This window comes from Desulfosarcina variabilis str. Montpellier (genome assembly GCF_048565275.1).
Lineage (GTDB): Bacteria > Desulfobacterota > Desulfobacteria > Desulfobacterales > Desulfosarcinaceae > Desulfosarcina > Desulfosarcina variabilis.
Genome location: NZ_CP159846.1, coordinates 8,819,441 through 8,840,977, shown reverse-complemented (window position 1 = coordinate 8,840,977; position 21,537 = coordinate 8,819,441). Strand labels below are relative to the sequence as shown.

At 52.1% G+C, this 21,537-nt stretch carries 11 protein-coding genes and 2 tRNA genes; 5 read left to right on the top strand and 8 right to left on the bottom strand.

The window, feature by feature from the left end; all coding sequences use genetic code 11:
- Nucleotides 1–91: 91 nt before the first annotated feature.
- The 3 genes from Dvar_RS39775 to Dvar_RS39765 form a co-directional block, all read right to left on the bottom strand.
- Nucleotides 92–1,465, bottom strand: coding sequence for a sigma-54-dependent transcriptional regulator (locus Dvar_RS39775; RefSeq protein ID WP_419659002.1), 1,374 nt, complete (start codon nucleotides 1,463–1,465; stop codon nucleotides 92–94).
- A gap of 1 nt (nucleotide 1,466) precedes the next feature.
- Nucleotides 1,467–2,096: a hypothetical protein gene (locus Dvar_RS39770; RefSeq protein ID WP_419659001.1), complete on the bottom strand. Its 630-nt coding sequence runs from the start codon at nucleotides 2,094–2,096 to the stop codon at nucleotides 1,467–1,469.
- A gap of 148 nt (nucleotides 2,097–2,244) precedes the next feature.
- Nucleotides 2,245–3,714 (bottom strand): sensor histidine kinase, encoded by a 1,470-nt coding sequence (locus Dvar_RS39765; RefSeq protein ID WP_419659000.1) that lies wholly within the window; start codon nucleotides 3,712–3,714, stop codon nucleotides 2,245–2,247.
- A gap of 397 nt (nucleotides 3,715–4,111) precedes the next feature.
- Between Dvar_RS39765 and Dvar_RS39760 the strand changes: the two genes are divergently transcribed.
- Nucleotides 4,112–4,318, top strand: a complete 207-nt coding sequence (locus Dvar_RS39760) for a hypothetical protein (protein ID WP_419658999.1) — start codon at nucleotides 4,112–4,114, stop codon at nucleotides 4,316–4,318.
- 117 nt (nucleotides 4,319–4,435) lie between these two features.
- On the opposite strand, the gene mobB is transcribed toward Dvar_RS39760, so the two are convergent.
- Nucleotides 4,436–4,933, bottom strand: coding sequence for a molybdopterin-guanine dinucleotide biosynthesis protein B (mobB, locus tag Dvar_RS39755; RefSeq protein WP_419658998.1), 498 nt, complete (start codon nucleotides 4,931–4,933; stop codon nucleotides 4,436–4,438).
- 316 nt (nucleotides 4,934–5,249) lie between these two features.
- Nucleotides 5,250–6,863 (bottom strand): hypothetical protein, encoded by a 1,614-nt coding sequence (locus Dvar_RS39750; RefSeq protein WP_419658997.1) that lies wholly within the window; start codon nucleotides 6,861–6,863, stop codon nucleotides 5,250–5,252.
- A 280-nt stretch (nucleotides 6,864–7,143) separates the two neighbouring features.
- Between Dvar_RS39750 and Dvar_RS39745 the strand changes: the two genes are divergently transcribed.
- Together Dvar_RS39745 and valS are read left to right on the top strand one after the other, a co-directional pair.
- Nucleotides 7,144–14,922, top strand: coding sequence for an SDR family NAD(P)-dependent oxidoreductase (locus tag Dvar_RS39745; RefSeq protein WP_419658996.1), 7,779 nt, complete (start codon nucleotides 7,144–7,146; stop codon nucleotides 14,920–14,922).
- Between the two features lie 268 nt (nucleotides 14,923–15,190).
- Nucleotides 15,191–17,761 carry a valine--tRNA ligase gene (valS, locus tag Dvar_RS39740; RefSeq protein ID WP_419658995.1) on the top strand — a complete coding sequence of 857 codons (2,571 nt, stop codon included), beginning with the start codon at nucleotides 15,191–15,193 and terminating at the stop codon, nucleotides 17,759–17,761.
- A 151-nt stretch (nucleotides 17,762–17,912) separates the two neighbouring features.
- Here valS and Dvar_RS39735 read toward each other — a convergent pair whose 3' ends face one another.
- The 3 genes from Dvar_RS39735 to Dvar_RS39725 all read right to left on the bottom strand — a co-directional run bounded on the left by Dvar_RS39735 (nucleotide 17,913) and on the right by Dvar_RS39725 (nucleotide 19,645).
- Nucleotides 17,913–18,164 carry a hypothetical protein gene (locus tag Dvar_RS39735; protein WP_419658994.1) on the bottom strand — a complete coding sequence of 84 codons (252 nt, stop codon included), beginning with the start codon at nucleotides 18,162–18,164 and terminating at the stop codon, nucleotides 17,913–17,915.
- A 647-nt stretch (nucleotides 18,165–18,811) separates the two neighbouring features.
- Nucleotides 18,812–18,888: transfer RNA gene (locus tag Dvar_RS39730), tRNA-Pro, on the bottom strand.
- 55 nt (nucleotides 18,889–18,943) lie between these two features.
- Entirely contained in the window at nucleotides 18,944–19,645 is a 702-nt protein-coding gene (locus Dvar_RS39725) for an N-acetylmuramoyl-L-alanine amidase family protein (protein WP_419658993.1), read from the bottom strand.
- Between the two features lie 198 nt (nucleotides 19,646–19,843).
- On the opposite strand from Dvar_RS39725, the gene Dvar_RS39720 reads away from it, so the two are divergent.
- Both Dvar_RS39720 and tig read left to right on the top strand, forming a co-directional pair.
- A tRNA-Leu gene (locus Dvar_RS39720) sits at nucleotides 19,844–19,930 on the top strand.
- A gap of 251 nt (nucleotides 19,931–20,181) precedes the next feature.
- Nucleotides 20,182–21,504: a trigger factor gene (gene tig, locus Dvar_RS39715; protein ID WP_419658992.1), complete on the top strand. Its 1,323-nt coding sequence runs from the start codon at nucleotides 20,182–20,184 to the stop codon at nucleotides 21,502–21,504.
- The last annotated feature ends 33 nt before the right edge of the window (nucleotides 21,505–21,537 follow it).

Genomic DNA, 21,537 nt, shown 5'->3' with positions numbered 1-21,537 from the left:
TGGAGACCGCTTAAAAAAAACGGTTACAGGAAAAAGCCTCTTCACGGATAACAATTTACAACCGGCAAAAAAGGGCGGTCTTGGCAGCGGATTAGTGCCTGGCTTTTATACTGCTTGCATCGATACCATATTTTTTAATTTTATAATGAATCGCTCGCCGGCTGATCCCCAGTACTTCGGCAGCTTCTTTTTGAATCCCTCCGGTTTGTTCCAGCGCCCGCAGGATGGTATTCTTTTCGCTTTCTTCCAACGATAGGCAACTATCATCGGCAACCGATTCAAATCCTGTTGCGGTAATTCCCGCCAGATGAAAATCGTCTGGTCTGAGCTGATTGTCTCTGCAAAGGACAATTCCCCCCTCGATGGCGTTTTTCAATTCGCGAACATTTCCCGGCCACGCATAGTCACAGAGCCAATCCAAGGTTGTTGGGGGAATACTGACCGTTTCCACACCATGCTCACGGCAGAAGTGCTCCGCAAAGTGGTTGACTAGAAAGGGGATGTCCGCTTTTCGTTCCCGTAGCGGGGGAATTGTCAAGGTCACGACCCGGAGACGAAAGAACAGGTCCTCACGGAAACGACCGGCTTTGATCTCTTCACCCAAATCGGCGTTGGTGGCGGCAACAATGCGACAATCCACGGGGGTGCCTTTCAGCCCGCCGATTCTGCGTATGGTCCGATCTTCGATAAACCGCAGCAATCGGATTTGCATTTCGTGGGAAATATTGCCGATCTCATCTAAAAAGAGGGTTCCGGTATCGGCGGTTTCGATGAGTCCTTTCTTGTCATTGACCGCGTGGGTAAAGGACCCTTTGACGTGGCCGAACAACTCACTTTCCAGCAGGCCGGCGGGTGTTGCACCGCAATCGACAACGACAAATGGGTTGTTCCGGCGCGATCCCAACTGGTGGATCTGGTGGGCGATGCGCTCCTTGCCCACCCCGCTTTCGCCGAGAATCAGGACATTGACATTGCTGCGGGCGACTTTTTTGACCAAACCATGCAGGTTTTTCATGGCCGGGCTTTTGGTATGATCGTTGATCTCTACTTCCGATGGTGGACTGATGGCGTCAAACGATACGGTTTCTCCAGATTCCTGGAGCATCATCTGAATTTTTTCGGTGAGTCGTTTTCCATCAAAAGGTTTTTCAATATAGTCGATGGCACCGGATCTGACCGCTTTGACCGCATCGGGAACATTGGCGTAGGCGGTTAGAAAAACAACTGGGAGGCCCGGTTGAAGACGAATAATTTCGGATAGCAGGGTCATGCCATCCATGGAAGGCATTTTTACGTCGGAAACAACCAGATCGATTTTGCGGCTACCTAAAATTTTAAGTGCTTCGTGACCATTATCGGCTTTGAGCACATTCAGACCGCAACTGGACAGCCGGGCATCCAATACTTCCAGTACATTATGGTCGTCATCAACAACAAGAACGGATTGGGATTGATCTTTTGTCATATCATTCACTAGGCGCGGCCATCTCTGTTTTTTTCTTTTGGATATTCTGATCTATGGCTTCCAGGGCCTTTATTTTTTGCTTCAGGATCTGGTTTTCCGCCATGACAGCATCCAGCTGACGTTGAAGTTGGGTGATCTGCGCTGTTTTCTTTTTCAAGACCGTCAGCTCTGTTTTGTTTTGTTTTTTGGGGGGCTCGGGTGTCATCACCGTTGGCTTTGCAACCGAAACCAATAACCGGTCCATCAACGGGTCGAAAAGGATCTGCTCCACCCGCCAAATATCGCCAGCCCTGGTATTCTTCAAATCTTTCCACATTTTTTTGGCGGTGGATAAATCTTCCGCAGAAGCGGACAACATCAGCCGACAACAAATTTCCCCCAACTGTGCTTTAAGGTATTGATCATCGCCGGTATTGGGGCGCGAAAGAGCGTTGAACAACTTTGCTGCCTGGGTGTAGTCTCCCCTTTGGTACATGGAAAGTGCATATGCAAAGGGGCCGTTATCGGAAGGCGAGGGGGGCGGCAACGGGTTATCGCCAAGGGGCTTGTTAAATAGGGTACAGCCTGCCATGAGACCGATCATCATGAGCATTATACCCAATGTGTAATGTTGACGCCATGTACTTGTCATTTGATTTCCATTCGAAACGGTGTTTTTCAACTCAACTTAACCCAACGCCTTCGATCACCGTAGCCGCTATCCAAACTTACCTTATTAATCGCCATTGCGCATTATTTCAAGCAAATTCATTGATCGCTGTTTAGCTGATGGACCCCGGTCAGGGGGCCTCCATTATCGGTAGCGTGAATCCAAAGGTGCTGCCTTTGCCGACTTCACTTTTCACCCATACTGTACCCTGATGGGATTCGACAATATTTTTTACGATGCTGAGCCCCAGGCCGACACCTTCAAGCCGCTCGCGTTCACGCTGACCGCGATAGTATTTGTTGAATAACAAGCCAAGGTCTTCTTCGAGAATTCCCGGGCCATTATCGGTTACCAGAAAAGAGATGCGCTTTTTTGACGCCTCATGACGGATCCCTACCACGATTTGGGTATCGGGTTCGGAAAATTTAACCGCGTTGGACAAATAGTTCAACATGGCCTGCTGAAGCTGCCGATGATCACCATTGATCATGGGAACGCTATCGGCCGGTTCCAGAACCAGTTTAATATGTTTGGCCTCGGCGGCCAGTTTGATGCTGTTGACGCATTCGGCAACAAAGGTTTGGGGATCAATAGGTTCCAAGTTCATGTCCAAAAGGCCCGGTTGCAGACGGGAGGCTTGCATTAAATGACTTAACAGATCACTGATTCGGCTGATTTCCGAGCTGGCGATGGCCAGGAATTTTTCTTGCCGGGGGTTGACGGGGCCCATCACCTCTTCCCGAATCATATTGACCGATTCGCGGATGGAGGTCAGGGGCGTTCGAATTTCATGGCTGAGCATGGAGATGAAATCCGAACGCATGCGCTCTTCCTTTTGCAGATGGTTGGACATTTCATTGAATGCATGGGCCAATTCGCCAAATTCGTCCTTGCTGCGAACCACAATGGGGGAGCTGAGTCGGTTTGAGGAAATTTTGCGGATCCCTTCCATTAATTCGCGTAAAGGGCGGATCATAGAATAAGACAGGTAGAACAGGCCCAGCAGACCGACCACACTTGAAACCGCCAATCCGACGAGTCCGTTTTTTGCAGAGGCCCGTCCCTTGCGATTGAGTTCTCGGGTCGCCTGTTCGATTTCCTGTTCGTTTTTCAACCGTTGCGCGGATATGTTGCTGATCCAACGATTGATCATCGATTCAGGAATCCAGAATTTATTAACGACTTGTGGGTCTCTTTCCTCGTCGGCCAGATACACCGATAACTCCGCTGCATTGGGATATCGACCGTATTCGTCGTTGATTGTCTGCCAACCCTTTGGAATTGTATGTCCCATGACGGTCAAGCGCATGACCTGGGTTAAATTTTCTTCGAATTCACGCTGCGCTTTATTAAAAAAGGTCAGATAGTCGTTCTTTTTGAGCAAGAGGTATTTTTGCTTGTTTTCCTCCATGCTCAGCAGGCTTTCCATCATTTTTTTGGTCGCCGAGGTGATCGCGTAGTTTTTGGCGACAATGGATTCGGATAATCTGACAACCTCTTGGACATTGATGTAAAGGACTAGGATCGTTCCATAAAAGATCGCAATAACAATAAGAAACCAGACCAGTAGTTTCCCGGTGATGCCATATCTTAATTTCATGGGATGCAATGCTTTCCAAAAAGAGGGTCTGTCATGCCTCAATCGGTCATGCCAATAGGGACCGGCCGCTATGGTCTGAACTCGTTAGCACAAGTTAGGGGCGCAGGCAAAAAATAATTACCCCATCTTGCTTGTCTTTGTGCTCATCTACAACGTTTCATCCGCAGGCACAGATTCCGAATCGCAAATCAAATGTCACCTGATCATGTGCAATAACTGTAACTGTGGTGTGCAGGGGTTGTCTTTGCGAATCGCTGACTTTTCTGCAAATGTGAGGGATGCACTGTATTTCTTGATTTTAACAGGTTGGCATATACATTGCTCAGAAAAACTTCAATTTCCGAAATTGTTATACATGCAAATGGAAGATCAAAAATTAAAAGCAAGGTTGAACAAGATGAAAAAAAACGCAGTCAATGTATCTGATTTCACTCCTGGAATGCTGGACCGGCGAATGACAATCGAGCGGCGCAAATTTACCTATGCCAACTGTATTCCTGAACGCAGATCCGGCGTAGATCGTCGCTGTCTGGGTTCCGCAACCTATCATAGCGGCGCCATGATCGGGACAACCGACAGGGTCAAGTGGGGCTATTGCCAATAACGCCCTGGCATTGAAACGCGTTCCCATTGGTTCGGAAAGCTTTCCCCTTATTCATCGGGTGACCCATATCCGTCGTTGAGCGTGTCTGGTGAAAACAAGGCGTCAACGGGTTGGCCTTTATTTGTCATCAGAATGTAAGAATCGGGTCACAATAAATTCGGTCAATCCATCGATATCATTTAGAGCAAACTGAGGCACCGATACGGAGAGTGATGTATCGGACACCACGGCCATTAAGGTATCGTCCGCCAAGCAGGCGGGCTGTTCGTGTTGTTCTTTGCGAAATACCTCGATTTTCGGCGCGTTGTCACGTTTGAATCCTTCCGAGATCAGAATATCCATATCACTGAAAAAAGGAACCAGATCGTCCAGGCGTTCGCTGGTGAACTTTTTAACCATTCCGACCTGACCCGGTGAAGCGACCATGACCACATCGGCACCGGCCTGTTGGTGGCGATAACTGTCCTTGCCCCGTTGGTCCATTTCAAAACCATGGTGGGCGTGTTTGACAATGCCGACCCGATATCCCCGGCGTTTGAGTTCGGGGATAATTTTTTCGATGAGTGTGGTTTTGCCGGAATTCGACTTGCCCACGATGGAGAGTACTGGCGGCAACGCAGCCTCCTTTCAATTTATTCAGCCCTTACGATTGTATGGTTAGTGCTTCCAAAGCGATATGTGCCGGAGTAAGCTAATCTGCGCGATAGTCAATGTCAAGCTGCTTTGTCGCCACAAAGCAATTGCAATTTTGAAGGTGTTCAGCGGGAATTTCATCGATCGATAGTAAAAAATGATGATCGATTACAATTACGCGCACGAGCACGAAAAACGCCAATGCCCGTCGTGCTCGTGCTTATTAAGCTATGCGGTGCTCGTTATCGTAATCGGAAAGGTCGACATGGCATAATTACAATTGCTGGACGCCGACGGGTTAATGATCCTGCAGTGGTGTGTCTGGCAAATGACGGCGGCAGGCCAATGCAAAATCTTCGGGATAATGACCGTTGATGAAACGCAGCTGGGCTTCACTGAAAGCACCGGGGGATTCGGGCAGGCGGGGCATGAACGCCATCAGCAGCCGTTGATCGGCATCCCCTTTCTGAATGGCTTTGTTGTATTCGATGCTGGTAATCATTCTGGCGCCCAGGGCGCCCAGGGTTTGAACGGCAATCAGAATGGACCGGTCCAGGGCTCGGCGCAGCACAGTGTCGGCTTCGAATATGTTGCCCACTTGTGTTTTGGGTATCAAATGCAGTTCCCATTGTGATGTTTGGGCTTTGGGCACAAAAAGCAGCACCTGATCATCTTCAAACACAATCAGGCTTTTTTCGGCGGTGGCGTTTCCATCCATGCGGCAATTTTCTCTGATGGCCTTTTCGTAGCAATCGAAAAAACCACAGCCGGTTTCCCGGCGAAATGTTTTGACCACCTCACCGATCAGATCCCCACAGGCATAAGCGGGCAGACCACCATCACCGTGCGGCAGACGAACGGTTGACGGAATCAGTGCATATTGCTGATGAATCTGCTGATGCGAGGCATGCAGCCGATATCCGGAAGGCGCATAGTCGAATCCGTAGTTCCATCCCCACAGGGTGCGGTCGAAATCAACCGGTTGGCCACGATTGATTTTCTCCATGATTTGTTTTCTCAGCGTCTCCAGTTCACCCTGGGTCAGGGACTGTCCATGATCAGCCGGTTTCAGGTTTACCAGACCCGCCATGCGCGTGTACGATCGCTGGTAGTAAAGGTGGCGCATGCCGGTCATGTCCTGCTCATTAAGATCCTGTACCCGATATCGCACGGCATCATTGGCCATGTTGGCGGCATAATGGCCCCAGGGGATGTAGGAGTTGCGTCGTAAATACTCGAACACATGACTATGGGGCTTTGGCCGGTACCACTCACCCATAATCTCGCTTCCACCCTGGGCACCGGGGCGCAGAACCATGGCCTGCTGATAGTCGTCGGGCAGGTGACGGTTGTTGGCGACCGCCTCGAACAATGCTTCGTCATGGATCACGGCCCGTATGTGACCGTCGTTTCGCTTTTCATAGGCCAATCCCCAGGGGCGACCGTTGCCCTCGTCAACGCAGAAGGTGCAGGCCGCATGCGCCAGCGTGCACAGGTCCCTGGCGTCGGTGGAGGTCACTGCCAGAGCGAGTTGCAGCGGCCGCGGCAGAGCGTGAATCGCCTGGTGGGCGGCCTTTTCGTTGTCATGGTCTGAAAAAAAAGAGATCTCCGGTGGTTGCGGCAGGTGAATGCGATCCGGTCTGGCTGCCGTGGCATCGGCCCAGGCCTTGCCGATGTACGTGGTTCCCCGGAAGGGGAACGCATTGGGTACCTCGAAAATCCAGTCGGCTGCTGGTTCATGCACCGGACCGGTGGGAAAGTTTGCCGTATTGCGGTGGGTTGAACCGTCCGGTAATACACCCAAATCGGCGAGTTGATCCTGTTGACGAAAATTATCCGCGGTGAATTGCGGCCGGTGAACGCCATAAACAAAGCGTCCCTTTGGTGACACACAGGTTCGAAGGGGGGGCATGGTTGATTCTCCTTCTTTTGTAGTCAGGCTTTTTTTTCTTTTCACACCCAATGAGGTTAATTTTAAGCTGTGCAATTAGCCATTAGCATTCAGCTAAAATCACACTGTTCCTAACCGTCAAAATAACATATTGTATTGTCAAACGAAAACATAGTACTCATTTACCTGGCATGAAACTTTCATATTCTTTTGTGTCTGTCTTTATCAGTTCCTCCAGACTGTGCTCCAATTGATCTCAATTGCCTAAAAATATTTTATTTTCATGAAAGGAAGGGCGAGCATGTCACGCTGGTCATCGTCTCCGTCCATCGCTGTTATTGGATTGGCCTGTCGATATCCTGACGCTACCACACCCTGTGAGTTGTGGGAAAATGTTCTGGCCAGGCGGCGACAGTTCCGGCGTATGCCGGATTGTCGCCTGCCGCTGGCGGACTATTATGACGCGGACAAAAAAACACCCGATAAGACCTATATTCGTCAGGCGGCGTTGATCGATGGGTTTGATTTTGATTGGGCCGATCGGCGCATCCCGTTTTCCACTACCCGGACAACCGATATTGTGCATTGGCTGGCCTTGGAGACCAGCCTGGCAGCGGTTGCCGATGCGGGGTATGCCCAGGATAGCCTGCCGGGGCGTCAGACCGGCGTGATCATCGGCAACACGCTGACCGGTGAGCAGACCCGGGCCAACACCATGCGGCTGCGCTGGCCGTTTGTGCGCCGGGCCCTGGGGATTGCTGCACGAGGCCAGGGATTGGACGACGGCCAGATCAGACTGCTTACCCAGGCCCTCAAGGATCGGTATACGGCGGCTTTCCCGCCAGTGGATGAGGATAGCCTGGCCGGTGGCTTGTCCAACACCATTGCCGGACGTATTTGCAATTATCTCAACTTGATGGGCGGCGGTTTCACCGTCGACGGGGCCTGCTCGTCATCGCTGTTGGCCGTGGCCCACGCCGCGTCACGCCTTCTCGACGGCGACCTGGATCTGGCCATCGTGGGCGGGGTGGACATTAGTCTGGATCCTTTTGAACTGGTGGGTTTTGCCAAAACCAGAGCCTTGTCCGATGGGGACATGAAACCGTACGATCGTGGCGGCAAGGGGTTCATTCCTGGCGAAGGATGCGGGTTTATGGTGCTCAAGCCCCTGGATGCGGCCCGACGCGACGGAAACCGGGTGTATGCCGTGATTCATGGCTGGGGGATTTCTTCGGATGGGGGCGGCACGGCGATCACGGCACCCAGCGTTGCCGGGCAGGCCCTGGCCCTTGAAAGGGCCTATGGCCGGGCGCCTTTCGATATTGCCGATGTGGACTTCATCGAAGGTCATGGTACCGGCACCAGCGTTGGGGATCGTACTGAATTGGAGGCCATTGCCAAGGTGCTGGGGAAGACACCGGTTACCCGGGGGCAGCTGCGGCCTTGCGGCATCACATCCCTCAAATCCATTATCGGTCATACCAAGGCTGCGTCAGGCATTGGCGGGTTGATTAAGGCGGTCATGGCGGTCAATCGGCGCGTTATTCCTCCCACTGCAGGCTGCGACGAGCCCCACCAGGTGTTTGATCGTGTGGCCAGGCGACTTTACCCTGTCCGTTCGGGTCGCCAGGTCGAGGCCGACAAGCGGGTTGTCGCCGGTGTCTCTTCCATGGGATTTGGCGGCATTAACTGCCATATCACGATTGCCTCTGGGGACGCTCCGGACGACCGCCTTTGCCCGGCCCTGGATGAATCGTCGCTGTTGGTACATGCTCAGAAAAGTGAGGTGTTTGTCTTTGGTACGGACAGTGATGCCTCCATGTTGGGAAAGATCGCCACATTGCTTGACATGGCCCAAGGCGCCAGTATCGCCGAAATGGCTGACCTGTCGGCCGACCTGAGCCGGCAGGTGACACCGGATATGCCCGTCAGGGCGGCAGTGGTTGCCGGCCATCCCGATGATTTGGTCAGACGCCTGAGCCACCTGGAAAAAGCTGTGCGGGAAGGGCTTGATCCAGCTCCATCCGGACCGGTCGTGGCCATTGAGCCGGACATTTGGATCGGAAGGGGCCGCGTGAATTGCCGTGTGGGATTTCTGTTTCCCGGCCAGGGATCCCAGCAGCTCAACATGGGCCGCATGTTGACCCAGCGCTTCCCCTGGGCCCGGGAGATGGCGCAAAAGGCCGATGCCATCACTGCTCAGATTAATGATATTCCGGTGAGCCATCTGGTTTTCCGGGATATTGATCGTGCACCCGGGCCGGAGGAAAGAGAGCGCTGGCGATCAGTCATGGCGCAAACGGAATATGTTCAGCCGGCAATCTGTCTGACCTCGATGCTGTGGATGGCGTTTCTGAGCCGTTTGGGCATTCACCCTGAAATCGTGGGGGGGCACAGTCTGGGAGAACTGAGCGCCTTTTATGCCGCCGGTGCGTTTGATGAAACCATGTTGATCACCTTTGCCGCCCGTCGCGGACAGGCGATGGCGGCGGCCGGCGGGCCGACCGGTGCCATGGTCAGCCTGCAATGTGATGAGGCCAAGGCCCTGGAACTGATGTCCCAGGTGGATGGCTATGTGACCGTGGCCAATCTCAATGGCCCCCGTCAGACAGTCTTGTCCGGTGAAGCCATGGCTGTCGACGCCATCGAGCGCCTGGCCCGGGAAAATGGCGTCAATGCCGTGATGCTTGCCGTATCGGGTGCGTTTCACAGCCGGCTTTGTGGGACGGCTGCCCGCCAGGTGGAAGAGGTGAGACTGTTGCAGCGACGCCTGGGAGCCACCGCCTGCCCGATTGTTTCCAGTGTGGATGGCGCCCTGCTTCAACCGGAGAATCAGCTTAGTCAATATTTTGCCCACCAGATTCTCTCGCAAGTTGATTTCATCCGCATGGCCAGAAATATGGCCGCCCATTGTGATATTCTGCTTGAAATCGGTCCGGGGCACGTATTGAGTAATTTAGTCCGCTCGATTCTGGGTAAAGACGGCCTGCCTTGCATACCCTTGGAAGGGCGTGCCGGCAGTGCTTCTGATTTGAACCGTGCGCTGGCGTCTTTGTTCGCCTACGGTGTGCCCATCCATTGGGAAATGCTTTTCGATAATCGGCTGATCCGGCCATTTGTGCCGGCCGGGCAAAAGGCCTTTGTGGTCAATCCTTGCGAAACCCTGACGGCTGATGAATCATCGGATGGCACGGACGACAGCGTGATGGCGAAGGCGGTGGGGCCGATTTTGGCCGAGGCTTTCAGCGGTGTGCCGGACGCCCTGGTGAGTCGCTATTTGACTTCCCGGGGTGCATTTCTCAACCGGGTGGTCCAGGCGGACCTGGCCTTCTGGGATCCCGATGCCCGGCCAGGGCAAGATGATGTCGACCGGCAGGAGCCGGCGGACCAACCACTGCCGGACCATGACATCCTGTTTCAACTGGTATCCGATGTAACGGGGTTTGCCAAAGAGAGCCTTGCTTGGGAATCCAGGCTGCTGGACGACTTGAATCTGGATTCCATCAAGGCCGCCGATCTGGTTGCCCGTTTTGCCAGCACTTGCAAGGTGAGCTTTCCGGATCCGGCGTTGCTGGCCAATGCATCCCTGAAGGAGGTGGCTGAGGCCGCCCGGCTGCTGAGCCTTGATCAGGCCGGCACGGCCGGCTCACAGGCGGACGATCACACGGCGGCCGCGAAAATGTCATCGGCAGATGTTTTGGCTGAACTATTGCGTCAAGCCACCCGTGTGACCGGATTTCCCGATGATCTGCTGGATGCGGACCTGCCGGTGGAACAGGGGCTTAACATTAATGTGGAGAAGCTGCATACCCTGCTTCGGGCAGCTGCCGATGATTTAGGCATCAATGCCCATCTGGATATCGAGCCGCTACGCTCGCGCAGCTTGCGCCAGATCAGTGAAATCCTGGCACGCATTATTGTAAAAGATCAACGTGACGAGCCTGTGGTCATGGACACTGACGCCGGGACGACCTGGGTCCGCAATTATGTCATGGACCTGACCGTGGCCCCTTATCCACAGCTTCCCGATACATGGGGCATGCGCCTGGAAAACGATTTCCAAAAAGCGCGCGTGTTGATTCTGCACAGCGATGACACCATGGATGTGGCCAAAATGCTTGGCCAGCAGTTTTTTCAGCGGGGGGCGCTCGTCAAAGTGGTTCCCCTTGATGATAAGGACGCCCACGCATTCGTCCAGGATTCGGGATATTCTCATTTGGCGGTGATTTTACCCAGAAACGGCAACCAGGAAACCAGGCGGTCGCAGCTTTTACGGCGTATGATCCACATGCGTGCCAGCGTGACCTGCGTGCCGCCGGCGGCCAGCGCGCCACGACGACGTACCACCGTGGCCTGGATCCAGTTTGGCGGCGGATTTTTCGGACGACAGCCACGCTATGCCCGCCTGAATCATTGCGCCGCCATGGCGCTGGGGGCCAGCCTGCACATGGAACGGGACGATCTTCGGGTCCGGGTGATCGACTTTAATCCGGCACTGTCGGCAGAGATCATTGCCTGGGAGACGCTGGCGGAAATGATTACCAGTGAGTCTTTTGCCGCCGTGGGGTATGATCTGGACCGCACGCGGCGTACCTTTTCTCCCCGGCTGGTCCAACCGAACACATTTTTAAAAAGAGATGTTCAGTGGTCAACCGAGGATGTCATTGTGGTGACCGGTGGTGCCAAAGGAATTACGGCTCATTGCGCCCTGGCCGTGGCCCGCCAGACCGGCGTGCGTATGGCATTGGTGGGGCGTTCTCCTCGTCCAGACCGGGCAGACGCGGATGATGCTGCCAATCAGATCCAGTCCCTTTTGAAAAAATACGCCGCCTTAGGGCTGGTGGCCGATTATTTTGCCTGTGATGTGACCGACCGCGATGCGGTAAATCGCATGTTGGCGGCGGTTGGCGACCGACTGGGACCGGTAACCGGCATCATCCATGGTGCCGGGATGAATCATCCGCGCATCACCGGCCAGGTTTCTGTGGAGCAGGCATATGCCGAAACCGCTCCCAAGGTGTTGGGGTTGCTGCACCTGTTGGATGCCCTGGAAACCCGGCCGCCCAAGTTGATCGTTGGGATCGGGTCGATTATCGGCATAACCGGCATGCCCGGCAATGGTTGGTATGGCTTTTCCAATGAGGCCATGGACATTATCCTGCGTGAGTTTGCGGCCGCGCATTCCCAGACGCGGACCGCCAATGCGGCCTATAGCATCTGGCGTGACGAAGGCATGGGCGCGCGTATGGGCAGTGTGGCCTTTCTAAAGGAAAAAGGCATTGCAGCCATTCCCACGGATGAAGGGGTAAGCCGTTTCGTCAAGGTCTTCACCCATGATCCGGGATGCTCACAACTGTTGATCACCGCTCGCCTTGACGGAATGGACACTTGGCATCAGGCACTTCCCGACGAGCCTCGCGGGTTCCGGTTTCTGGAAACACGGGTTCATCTGACACCCGGGGTGGAGGCGGTCTTTGCCGCTTATCTCAGCCTTGCCACCGATCCTTATCTGATTGACCATCAATTTCAGGGATCCTACCTGTTTCCCACGGTTTTCGGTCTGGAGGCCATGGCTCAGGCCGCAAGTTATCTGTGTGGACGCTGCTCAATGGTAAAGCGGGTTCAGCTGCGCAACATCCAGCTGCGGCGGCCCATTACCGTGGATCCGGAATCCGGGGCGGATATAAAAATCAGAGCTGTTTTGGCCGAGGCCGAACGCGGGGGAGAAGCCGTGGTGCATACCCACATTGTCAAGAAAGGCAGCGGCGTGACAGCGGATTTCTTTTCTGCGACCCTGGTCTTTGGTGGGGCGGAGGATATTGCACCGGAAGTGATCGGCCATGCAACGGATCCACTGCCCCTTGATCCGCAAACCGATCTGTACCGGCCCGGATTGCTTTTCCAAGGTCCGCGATTTCAGGGGATCGGATCCGTTTGGGAAATTTGTGAGCATGGAGAAAAATCAGGCCATGCCACGATTACCGCTCGGGTGACGCCAGAAGCGCAACGGACAAAAGCGGCGTTTGCCTCCATGCCGTCCACCCACTGGTGCCTGGCCGATCCTTTTTTCGCCGACGCATTGCTTCAAAGTGCGGCCCTATTGGCGCCGCAGGATACCAGCCTGCCCGTGTCCATCGGACGGCTGGATTTGTTTCCAGAGTACTTCAGCGCATCTTCACCGGCCACGGTGCGAACCGAAAAGATCGGCCGCAAGGATAGGGACTTGATCTATCGGGTGACTGCGGTCGGTGAGAATGGTGCCGTCAGAGCCGTATTGCAGGATTACCGGCTGAGAATCCTCAAACACCATAATGATTATCCGCAGGTCAGCGATTTGGTTTTCCCCGAAGATCGCGATCATCAATTAATTCAAAAAGTGGTTTCAGATGCCTGCCGGCGCCTGTCGGTGTCGGCGCCTGTGTTGGCGTCGGCCTGCCTGCCCGGTATGCCTGAGCATGCTCAAGCGGATCGTCAAGCCATGCAGCGGCCTGTGCTGGAGCGCGTATTGTCGGCCGCAAGCCAGCGCTTTGACCTGCCGGCATCCACCATCGACATCACGTGGAAAGAAAACGATACACCGGAAATTATCGGCGTGGAGCAGCATGTGCTGGATGTGGCCATCACCCATGAAGACCGGACCGTCATTTGTGTGAGCGCACCGGGGCCGGTGGGATGCTGCCTGGCTACCATCAACGCCCGTGACCGTAAAGACTGGAACCATCTGTTGGGAGATGCGCGGCGGCCATTGTTGGACCGCCTGATCGATCAGGGTGAGGCGTTGGACGAAGCCGGAACGCGTATTTTGGCGGCCGCGAAGACCCTGGACAGGGCCGGCGGCCATACTGATGGCCAATTGACGCTGGCCGGAAAAGATCGGGATGCGGTGCTGTTTCGCTGTGGCCAGGATGCGGACGCGTCCATTCAAATTCTGACTGTGGCGGTGCGTCTGACCTGGGGCCTGCCCATGATTTTTGCCGTGACGGTTGTCGATGAAGTGGTGCCGCGGGTCCCCGAGCACCTGTTGACTGCCGATTATCCGGGATACGAACCCCTTTACCAGACAAGGCCTTTTGAGATGATCGAAGGCGGTCCCCAGGGACAACTGGTTTTCGTGCAGCGCTTGCCGGTGACCTTCAAACCCAGTGCAAATTTGAGTCGAACGATTTATTTTTCAAACTTTATCAAATGGATGGGGCATACCCGCGAGGCCTCGGCCTGGCCGGTGCTATCCCAAATGGCCGAGCAATTTGCCAGTGGGCAATGGGGCGGGGTGACCAACTATGGGCACCTGAAAATTCTGGGTGAGGGGCGTACCAGCGATCAGATCGAAATTCTGATGTGGGTTTCCGACAACAGCGGACCGGAAAACGCCACCATGACCCTATCCTACGATTTCCGAAAAATGATGGCCGGTGGAGACTATCAGCGGCTGGCCTTCTGCCGCCTGCAGACCACCTGGGTGGAAATCTTGGGGCCGGGCGTGGCCAAGGCGGCGCCCTATCCAGCCTATTACGGCCAGTTCATCGAGGATATGTGCCCGCGCTTTGAGGCACCGGATACACCTGAGCCCATGGCCGAATCCCTGATCCACCTTTTTAACGGCGACAATGATCCGGTCGTTTACCTGGCGCCTTCGGGTCCTGTGGTGCAGCCGATTGTGCGCGAACAGATTTTTGAAACCGGGCTGGCGCAAGCCAACCTGGTGGGCAATATCTACTACGCCAACTATTACGAATGGCAGGGTCAGATTCGGGACCGCTTTTTTTATGACCTGATCCCTGACTATTATCACGGTATCGGAGAAAAGGGCGAACTGCTGGCGCTGGAAAGCCGTGTGGATCACCTGCGCGAGGCTATGCCCTTCGACCGGATCCTGCTCACCCTGGCGGTCAAGGAACTGCGTGAGTGCAGTGTGACCTTTCATGTGGATTATTTCCGCCTGGCGTCTGACGACAGCCGGGAGAAGATCGCCTACGGCATGCATCGCGGCGTTTGGGTCAAACGCGATGGCCAGGGCAAACCCATGGCAACGGCGTTTCCTGCAACGGTGCGCGCGGCGTTCGAGGCTGCCATCGGCTAGGCCGACAGAAAACATGTTGACATGAATCCACACTTATCGGTAAGGAAGGCAAACAACGGATGCCATAAATAATGATGAAATCATACCTCTGCACTCATTTTGAAATACACAAAGACACGGTCAATAAAACCGTCGGTGTCGTCGTCTGCCTGTATTCAATAGGAGGTGCAGTCTTGTAGCTTTCATCAACCCGAACTGAACGCAAAAGCCTGTATCCTCCGGATACGGGCTTTTTTTTTGTTCGTGTCCATAATGAAAGGAGGACCAGATGTCCGGACAAAAAAAAGAGATTGGCCATGGATCGCTTGCCCGGCACTATGACGCCGACGCTTGCGAAAAAAAATGGAACGCGTACTGGCAGACCAATGGGATTTATCGTTTTGATGCGACTGCACCCAGATCGAGCGTATTTTCCATTGATACGCCGCCGCCGACGGTTTCCGGGACGTTGCATATTGGTCATGTGTTCAGCTATACGCACAAAGATATCCTTGCGCGCTACATGCGCATGCGCGGGAAAAATGTATTTTATCCCATGGGGTGGGACGATAACGGGCTTCCAACGGAAAGGCGTGTACAGAACTATTATCATGTGAAATGCAGTCCGGGAAAGCACTATATTTTTGATTATATGCCGGCCCAGGCAACCGCCAGGACCAGGAAGGGCCGGCCGGAAAAAATTTCCAGAAAAAATTTTATTGAATTGTGCAGCCGGCTGACAGCGATTGATGAGGCGGCCTTTAAAACAGTATGGATGAAAAGCGGGCTTTCCTGCGACTGGGATCTTGAGTACTCGACGATTGGTGGTAATGCGATTCGACAGGCACAGCTCAGCTTTTTGGATCTTTATAAAAAGGGGCATATTGAACAACGGTTTGCCCCTAGCATCTGGGATGTCGATTTTGAAACCTCCGTGGCCCAGGCAGAACTTGAGGACCGGGAAAAAATAGCCCATTTTTATCACATCCGGTTTTCTTTGATGGGCAGTGAGGATCCTTTTTTTATCGCGACTACCCGGCCGGAACTGCTTCCTGCCTGTGTGGGGGTTACCGCCCATCCAGAAGATATCCGTTACCGTCACTTGTTCGGTAAAAAAGCCTTGACGCCGCTTTTCGGTGTCGCGGTGCCGATTTTCCCTTCCGAAGCCGTCGACCCGGACAAAGGCACAGGCATCGTGATGGTATGCACTTTTGGGGATGCGGTTGATATCGAGTGGTGGCAAAAAGAAAAACTTCCCTTGAGGCAGGTCCTGAACAAGCAGGGGCGGTTCAGAAATATTGTTTTTGGTCGTAAAAATTGGGAATCAGGTAGTCCAGCTGCTGCCAATCGTTATTATGGAAAGCTTGCTGGAAAAACCGTTTCAGCGGCCAGGCAAACGATCATCAGTCAACTGGCCGAGCCGGACCTTTCTGATCCTAACCGGGCTGTTGCACTCATCAAAACTGATGAAGGTATACCGCATACCGAAAAATACTATGAAAAGGGTAAAAAACCGGTGGAATACCTGGCCACCCGGCAATGGTTCGTGAAGATACTTGATAAAAAGGAAACGCTTATTGACGCCGGGAAGTCGATTGACTGGTTCCCGGATTATATGCAGGCGCGGTATTTGAATTGGTGTGAAAACCTGCAGTATGATTGGTGTATCAGTCGTCAACGGTTTTTTGGTGTGCCGTTTCCAGTCTGGTACCGGCTTGATGAACAGGGCGGTGTTGACTACTCAGCACCGTTGATGCCCGAAGCCAGTGATCTTCCCGTTGACCCGACCCTCGACACACCGCCAGGATACCTTGAACAGATGCGGGATCAGCCAGGCGGGTTCACTGCTGAAAGCGATGTTTTCGATACCTGGTTCACCAGTTCTTTGACGCCACAAATCTCCGGGCGATTTGATTGTGACCGTGAAGAGAGCAGCCTTCCAATGGATGTGCGACCACAGTCCCATGAGATCATCCGGACCTGGGCGTTCTATACAATTGTCAAGGCTTTGTTGCACCATGAAGCGCTGCCTTGGAAAAGGTGTATGATATCCGGGTGGGTTTTGGATCCGGACCGGAAGAAAATGTCTAAAAGTAAGGGCGATGCGGCTACTCCGGACCGGTTTCTTAAAGATTATACAGCCGACGGTGTACGGTATTGGGCCGCAAACGCCCGGCTCGGCAGGGATACGGCAATTGATGAAAGTGTTATGAAAACCGGGAAACGACTGGTGACCAAAATTTACAATGCATCAAAGTTTGTGTACACGTTTCCTAAAAAGATGGGCCAAGTCACTGAGACTGTTGATATTTCATTTTTACTTGATTTAAAAACAGTGACTTACGACATTACTGATGATTACCAGCATTATCGTTTTTCTGATGGGCTGAAGAAAACCGAAGATTTTTTCTATAAAAGGTTCACCGATATTTACATTGAACTTGCCAAAGGCAGGTTAATAAACGCTGTTGGGGGAGATGGATCGGGGGCATCTGCTGCTGCAACACTGCACCAGGCGTTGAGTGTGTTATTGCGGTTGTTTGCGCCGGCGCTGCCCTTTATCACCGAAGAGGCATGGTCGTGGGGTTTAGCTGAAGCGACGGAAACCACCAGTATTCATCTGGCGGACTGGCCCTGCGATCAGGATTTTGATCGGCTTGCTGACATTAAAAACAGAGATTGTTTTAACACTGTTGCAGCCGTGATGCACCGGATCAACAAGTTGCGAACCGATCGCAAGCTGCTTTATCGGGATGCGCTGGATTCGGTAACCATCAGCGATTACGAGTTTGAACAAATTGAAGCGGCTTTAGATGACATCCGGATTACGTGCCGGGTGAAGAAGATCGTTTTGAAATAAGGGCTGGGTATCCCAGGTTATAATTATGACGCACATCCGCCGGTACATATTAAAATTTGTGCCGGTGGATGGTGTGCTGCAGACAGCGCACAAACGCCGGCGGGATGGAGAGATGCTTTTTTGCCGGTGTATTAAAGCTGTTGAGAATGAATCAGTGGGTTGAGTTGACCCCCATCCCCAACCCAAATCGATGAAAAATAGAGCGCAGCATGTTGCCCACTTTAAAACTGCTTTTGATGTATCGTCCATCGCCTTTGCCAAATTCAGGAAATAGTTCTTGACGACAATCAGGGCATAAACCGTCTTCCTGTTCCCAACTCGATGGGGCATCGTAATATGACCAGACACCACCGCCTCGATCTTCTTTTTTACAAACGATACAAACAAGTTCGACATTATCCATGGCTGACTTCCTCCTTAAGGCAAGAAGCATCAATATGCTATGTTTGTTGCCGGTCGGGTGATTTTATTTGACAATTCCTTTCTTTTTATTGGTGTCATTGGTTTACTAATTGAAGCATATTTTGTGCCGAAGCTTGGTTTTTAAAAATAAGTTTTGATATCAATCTGTTTTACAGATTGATGTAAGGGAAAAGCACACAACTGTTACTTTTTTTCCACAGTTATGCGGATCAGATTTCCACTAAGGATCTCCGATCCTAAGTAAGCCCACCCCGGAAATCCGATTTTATGGGACGGTTACCCATTGTAACGACCTGATCGGATTTTTTTGCCTATGTTATGGTTGCAATAATGTCGTTGCTGAACGAAGGTGGATTGATGATTCCGGGAGGCAGAGCACATAAAATCATATCGGAATACATCGCTTTTAAGATTGATCGGATGGGGCCGGAAAAAGCATTGGAGGACGTTCGGCTTACCAAGGAACATATCGTTGCTCAGATTCATCAACTGGCTGTATGAAAAGGCTTGCCGCAGAGACCTTCGGCAGCATGCAACATAATAAGGCTTAATACTTGTTCACAAGCGGGTGACAAATAAAAACGGGAATTTGGTGATGTGCCAAACTCCCGTTTTGTCTACCCTATTTGGTCGGGGCGAGAGGATTTGAACCTCCGACTCCCTGCTCCCAAAGCAGGTGCGCTACCAGACTGCGCCACGCCCCGATTTTGATTGCCCTATTACCACTGTTTAATTTAAGGTGCAAGCACTGAATATCCCTTATTTTTCGTCTTTGGCATCATGCGTTAGCCTGGTTACGACCAGATTGACGGCATTTGCAATGGATTGGGCATATTTGTCTATTTTTTGGTCCATTTTGGACGCAGATATCGCCGTGGATGGGTGCATACAGCCAACCTCAATCAACACCGCAGGGAGGTCTGCACCCATCAGGGCTGCCAGCGGCGCCCCCCGGACGGCTATTTGGTCAAATACCCCTTCATCGAGCAAGGCTTGCTTGATCAGGGTTGCCAGATACTGGCTTTGATGTTGGTGCAGGGCCTGGAGTTTAACCCAGGCTGTCTGATTGGCTTCTGACTCACCCGCCTGATTGTATTCCGATATCCCGGTTGGAAAAACGATTCGTTCGTCTTCATGGAAATAAACAGCCGCCTTGCCTTCACCGCAGTAAGGGGTGACACCTGCATGGAGACTGATCATCAAGTCGGCCTTAAGATGGTTGGCCCTGCCTGCCCGGTCAGCGATTGATACCGCTATATCCGAATTGCGGGTCATTTCTACCCGATGATCAGGGGCCAGCAGTTGCGCCGTCTTTTGGGCCAGTGCAAATGTGAATTGGCTTTCAGAATAATTGGTTCCATTGTTCGCTCCAAGGTCATCGCCACCGTGACCGGGATCAAGGACGATTGTGGCCGGTGTGCAAAGCTGGGGGGTGGATAAAAGAAAAATGAGCGTTGTCATCAGGATACGGCAGGCCGGTTTACATAAAAAACCGAGTCGAATGCTAAAAAAAAATCTGAATGGAACGATAGACAATGCGAAATCCTTGACAGATCGATTTGTGAATATTATTTTTTTCGTTTGATTTTTTTGCAAAGTTTAGTTTATTTGCAAATATTGTCAAGTTGTGAGATGAAGTTAGTTTTATTGGTGAATTATGCGAGAGTGGCGGAATTGGTAGACGCACTGGACTTAGGATCCAGCTCTGGCGACAGAGTGGGAGTTCAAGTCTCCCCTCTCGCACCATATTTATTCCGGCATTTTTTTGAGGTTGATCAAGCGGACCGGATGTAAATGCCCCTATGGGTTTCATGGGCATTTGGACACTCAATCTAAACGGTCAGCCTTAATGATAATGCCGGTTGTGGTCAAAAGGAGCCCTGATGCCTGGTCGCGTCAGGGCGCTTAATTTTTAACCTGAATCAAGTTGTTGCCGGCGTCGGTTTGTAGCCACTGTTTTTTCCACGTGCTTAATTCAGGGGGTAGAAAGGAAGAATATGAAGGTTACCGTTGAAGATCGCAGCTCAGTAAAAAAAGTAATGCACATCGAAATTCCCGAAGCGGATGTCACCCGTGCATTGGATGATGCTTACAAAACCCTGAAAAAAACAGCCAAGGTCAAAGGCTTTCGGCCTGGAAAAACACCCCGCGGCGTACTCGAACGTCTATATAAGAAGGATGTACACGCCGATGTCGTTTCTAAATTGATTCAAGATGCTTATGTCGACGCCATGAAAGAAACCCAACTGAAGATTGTTGGCTCTCCGGTTGTCGATCCACCCGAATTGGCCGACAAAGCAGACTATTGTTTTGATGCCGAAGTTGAAGTTCAACCGGAAATTGCCGATATTGATTTCACTGGTCTGACGCTGAAAAAAAATCTTTATAAAGCAAGTGACGAAGAGGTCGAGGTTCAGGTCAAGATGATGCAAAAAAATCTTGCCAAACGCGAACCGATTGACGAGCAGCGTCCGGCCCAAAACGGTGATTTCGTCCAAGTGGATTACGAGGGGTTTAAGGACGGCAAGCCTTTTGAAGAAACCAAAAAAACAGAAAATTTTGTGATGAAGCTTGGGGACGGCCATATCTCCGAGGATTTTGATAAGGGTGTGGAGGGGATGAATCCTGGTGATGAAAAAGAAATGACCGTGACCTTCCCCGATGATTACTTTAACAAAAAGATTGCTGGACATACCGTTGATTTTAAAGTCAAACTCAACGAAATCCGTAAAGAGGTGCTTCCGGAAATCGATGATGAGATGGCCAAGCAGCTAGGACCCTTTTCCACCATGGATGAGGTCCGACAAAAAATTAAGGAAAACCTCACGGAAGGGTACACCAAACGGTCCGAACAGGAACTGAACGAACAGATATTCAGCCAGATATTGGAAAAAACAGAGTTCGAAGTGCCCGATGTCATGGTAGATTATGAATTAGACCACATTGTTGCCGATGCGGAACGGTCGTTCTCCTATCACAATAAGACCTTTGAGGAAGCCGGGATATCAAAGGAAAGCCTGAAAGAAAAATATCGCGATACCGCCGAAAAACAGGTGCGTCGACAACTGATTTTAGGTAAAATCGTTGAACAGGAAAAAATGGAATTGGCCGACGAGGACCTGGAAAAAGGGTTTGAAGAAATGGCCGCCAACTACAATCAGCCGGTCGATGTGATCAAGGGCGTTTACGGAAAGAGTGGTGAGCAGCTCGAGCTTTTTAAACATGCATTACTTGAAAAACAAGCCATTAAGCTTATAATGGAAAAAAACGAGATTGAAATGGTGGAACCGGAGAAAGAGACCTCGGAAAGCTCGGAATAAGGGGCTTTTTCCAACTAATGGATGGTTTTTTTG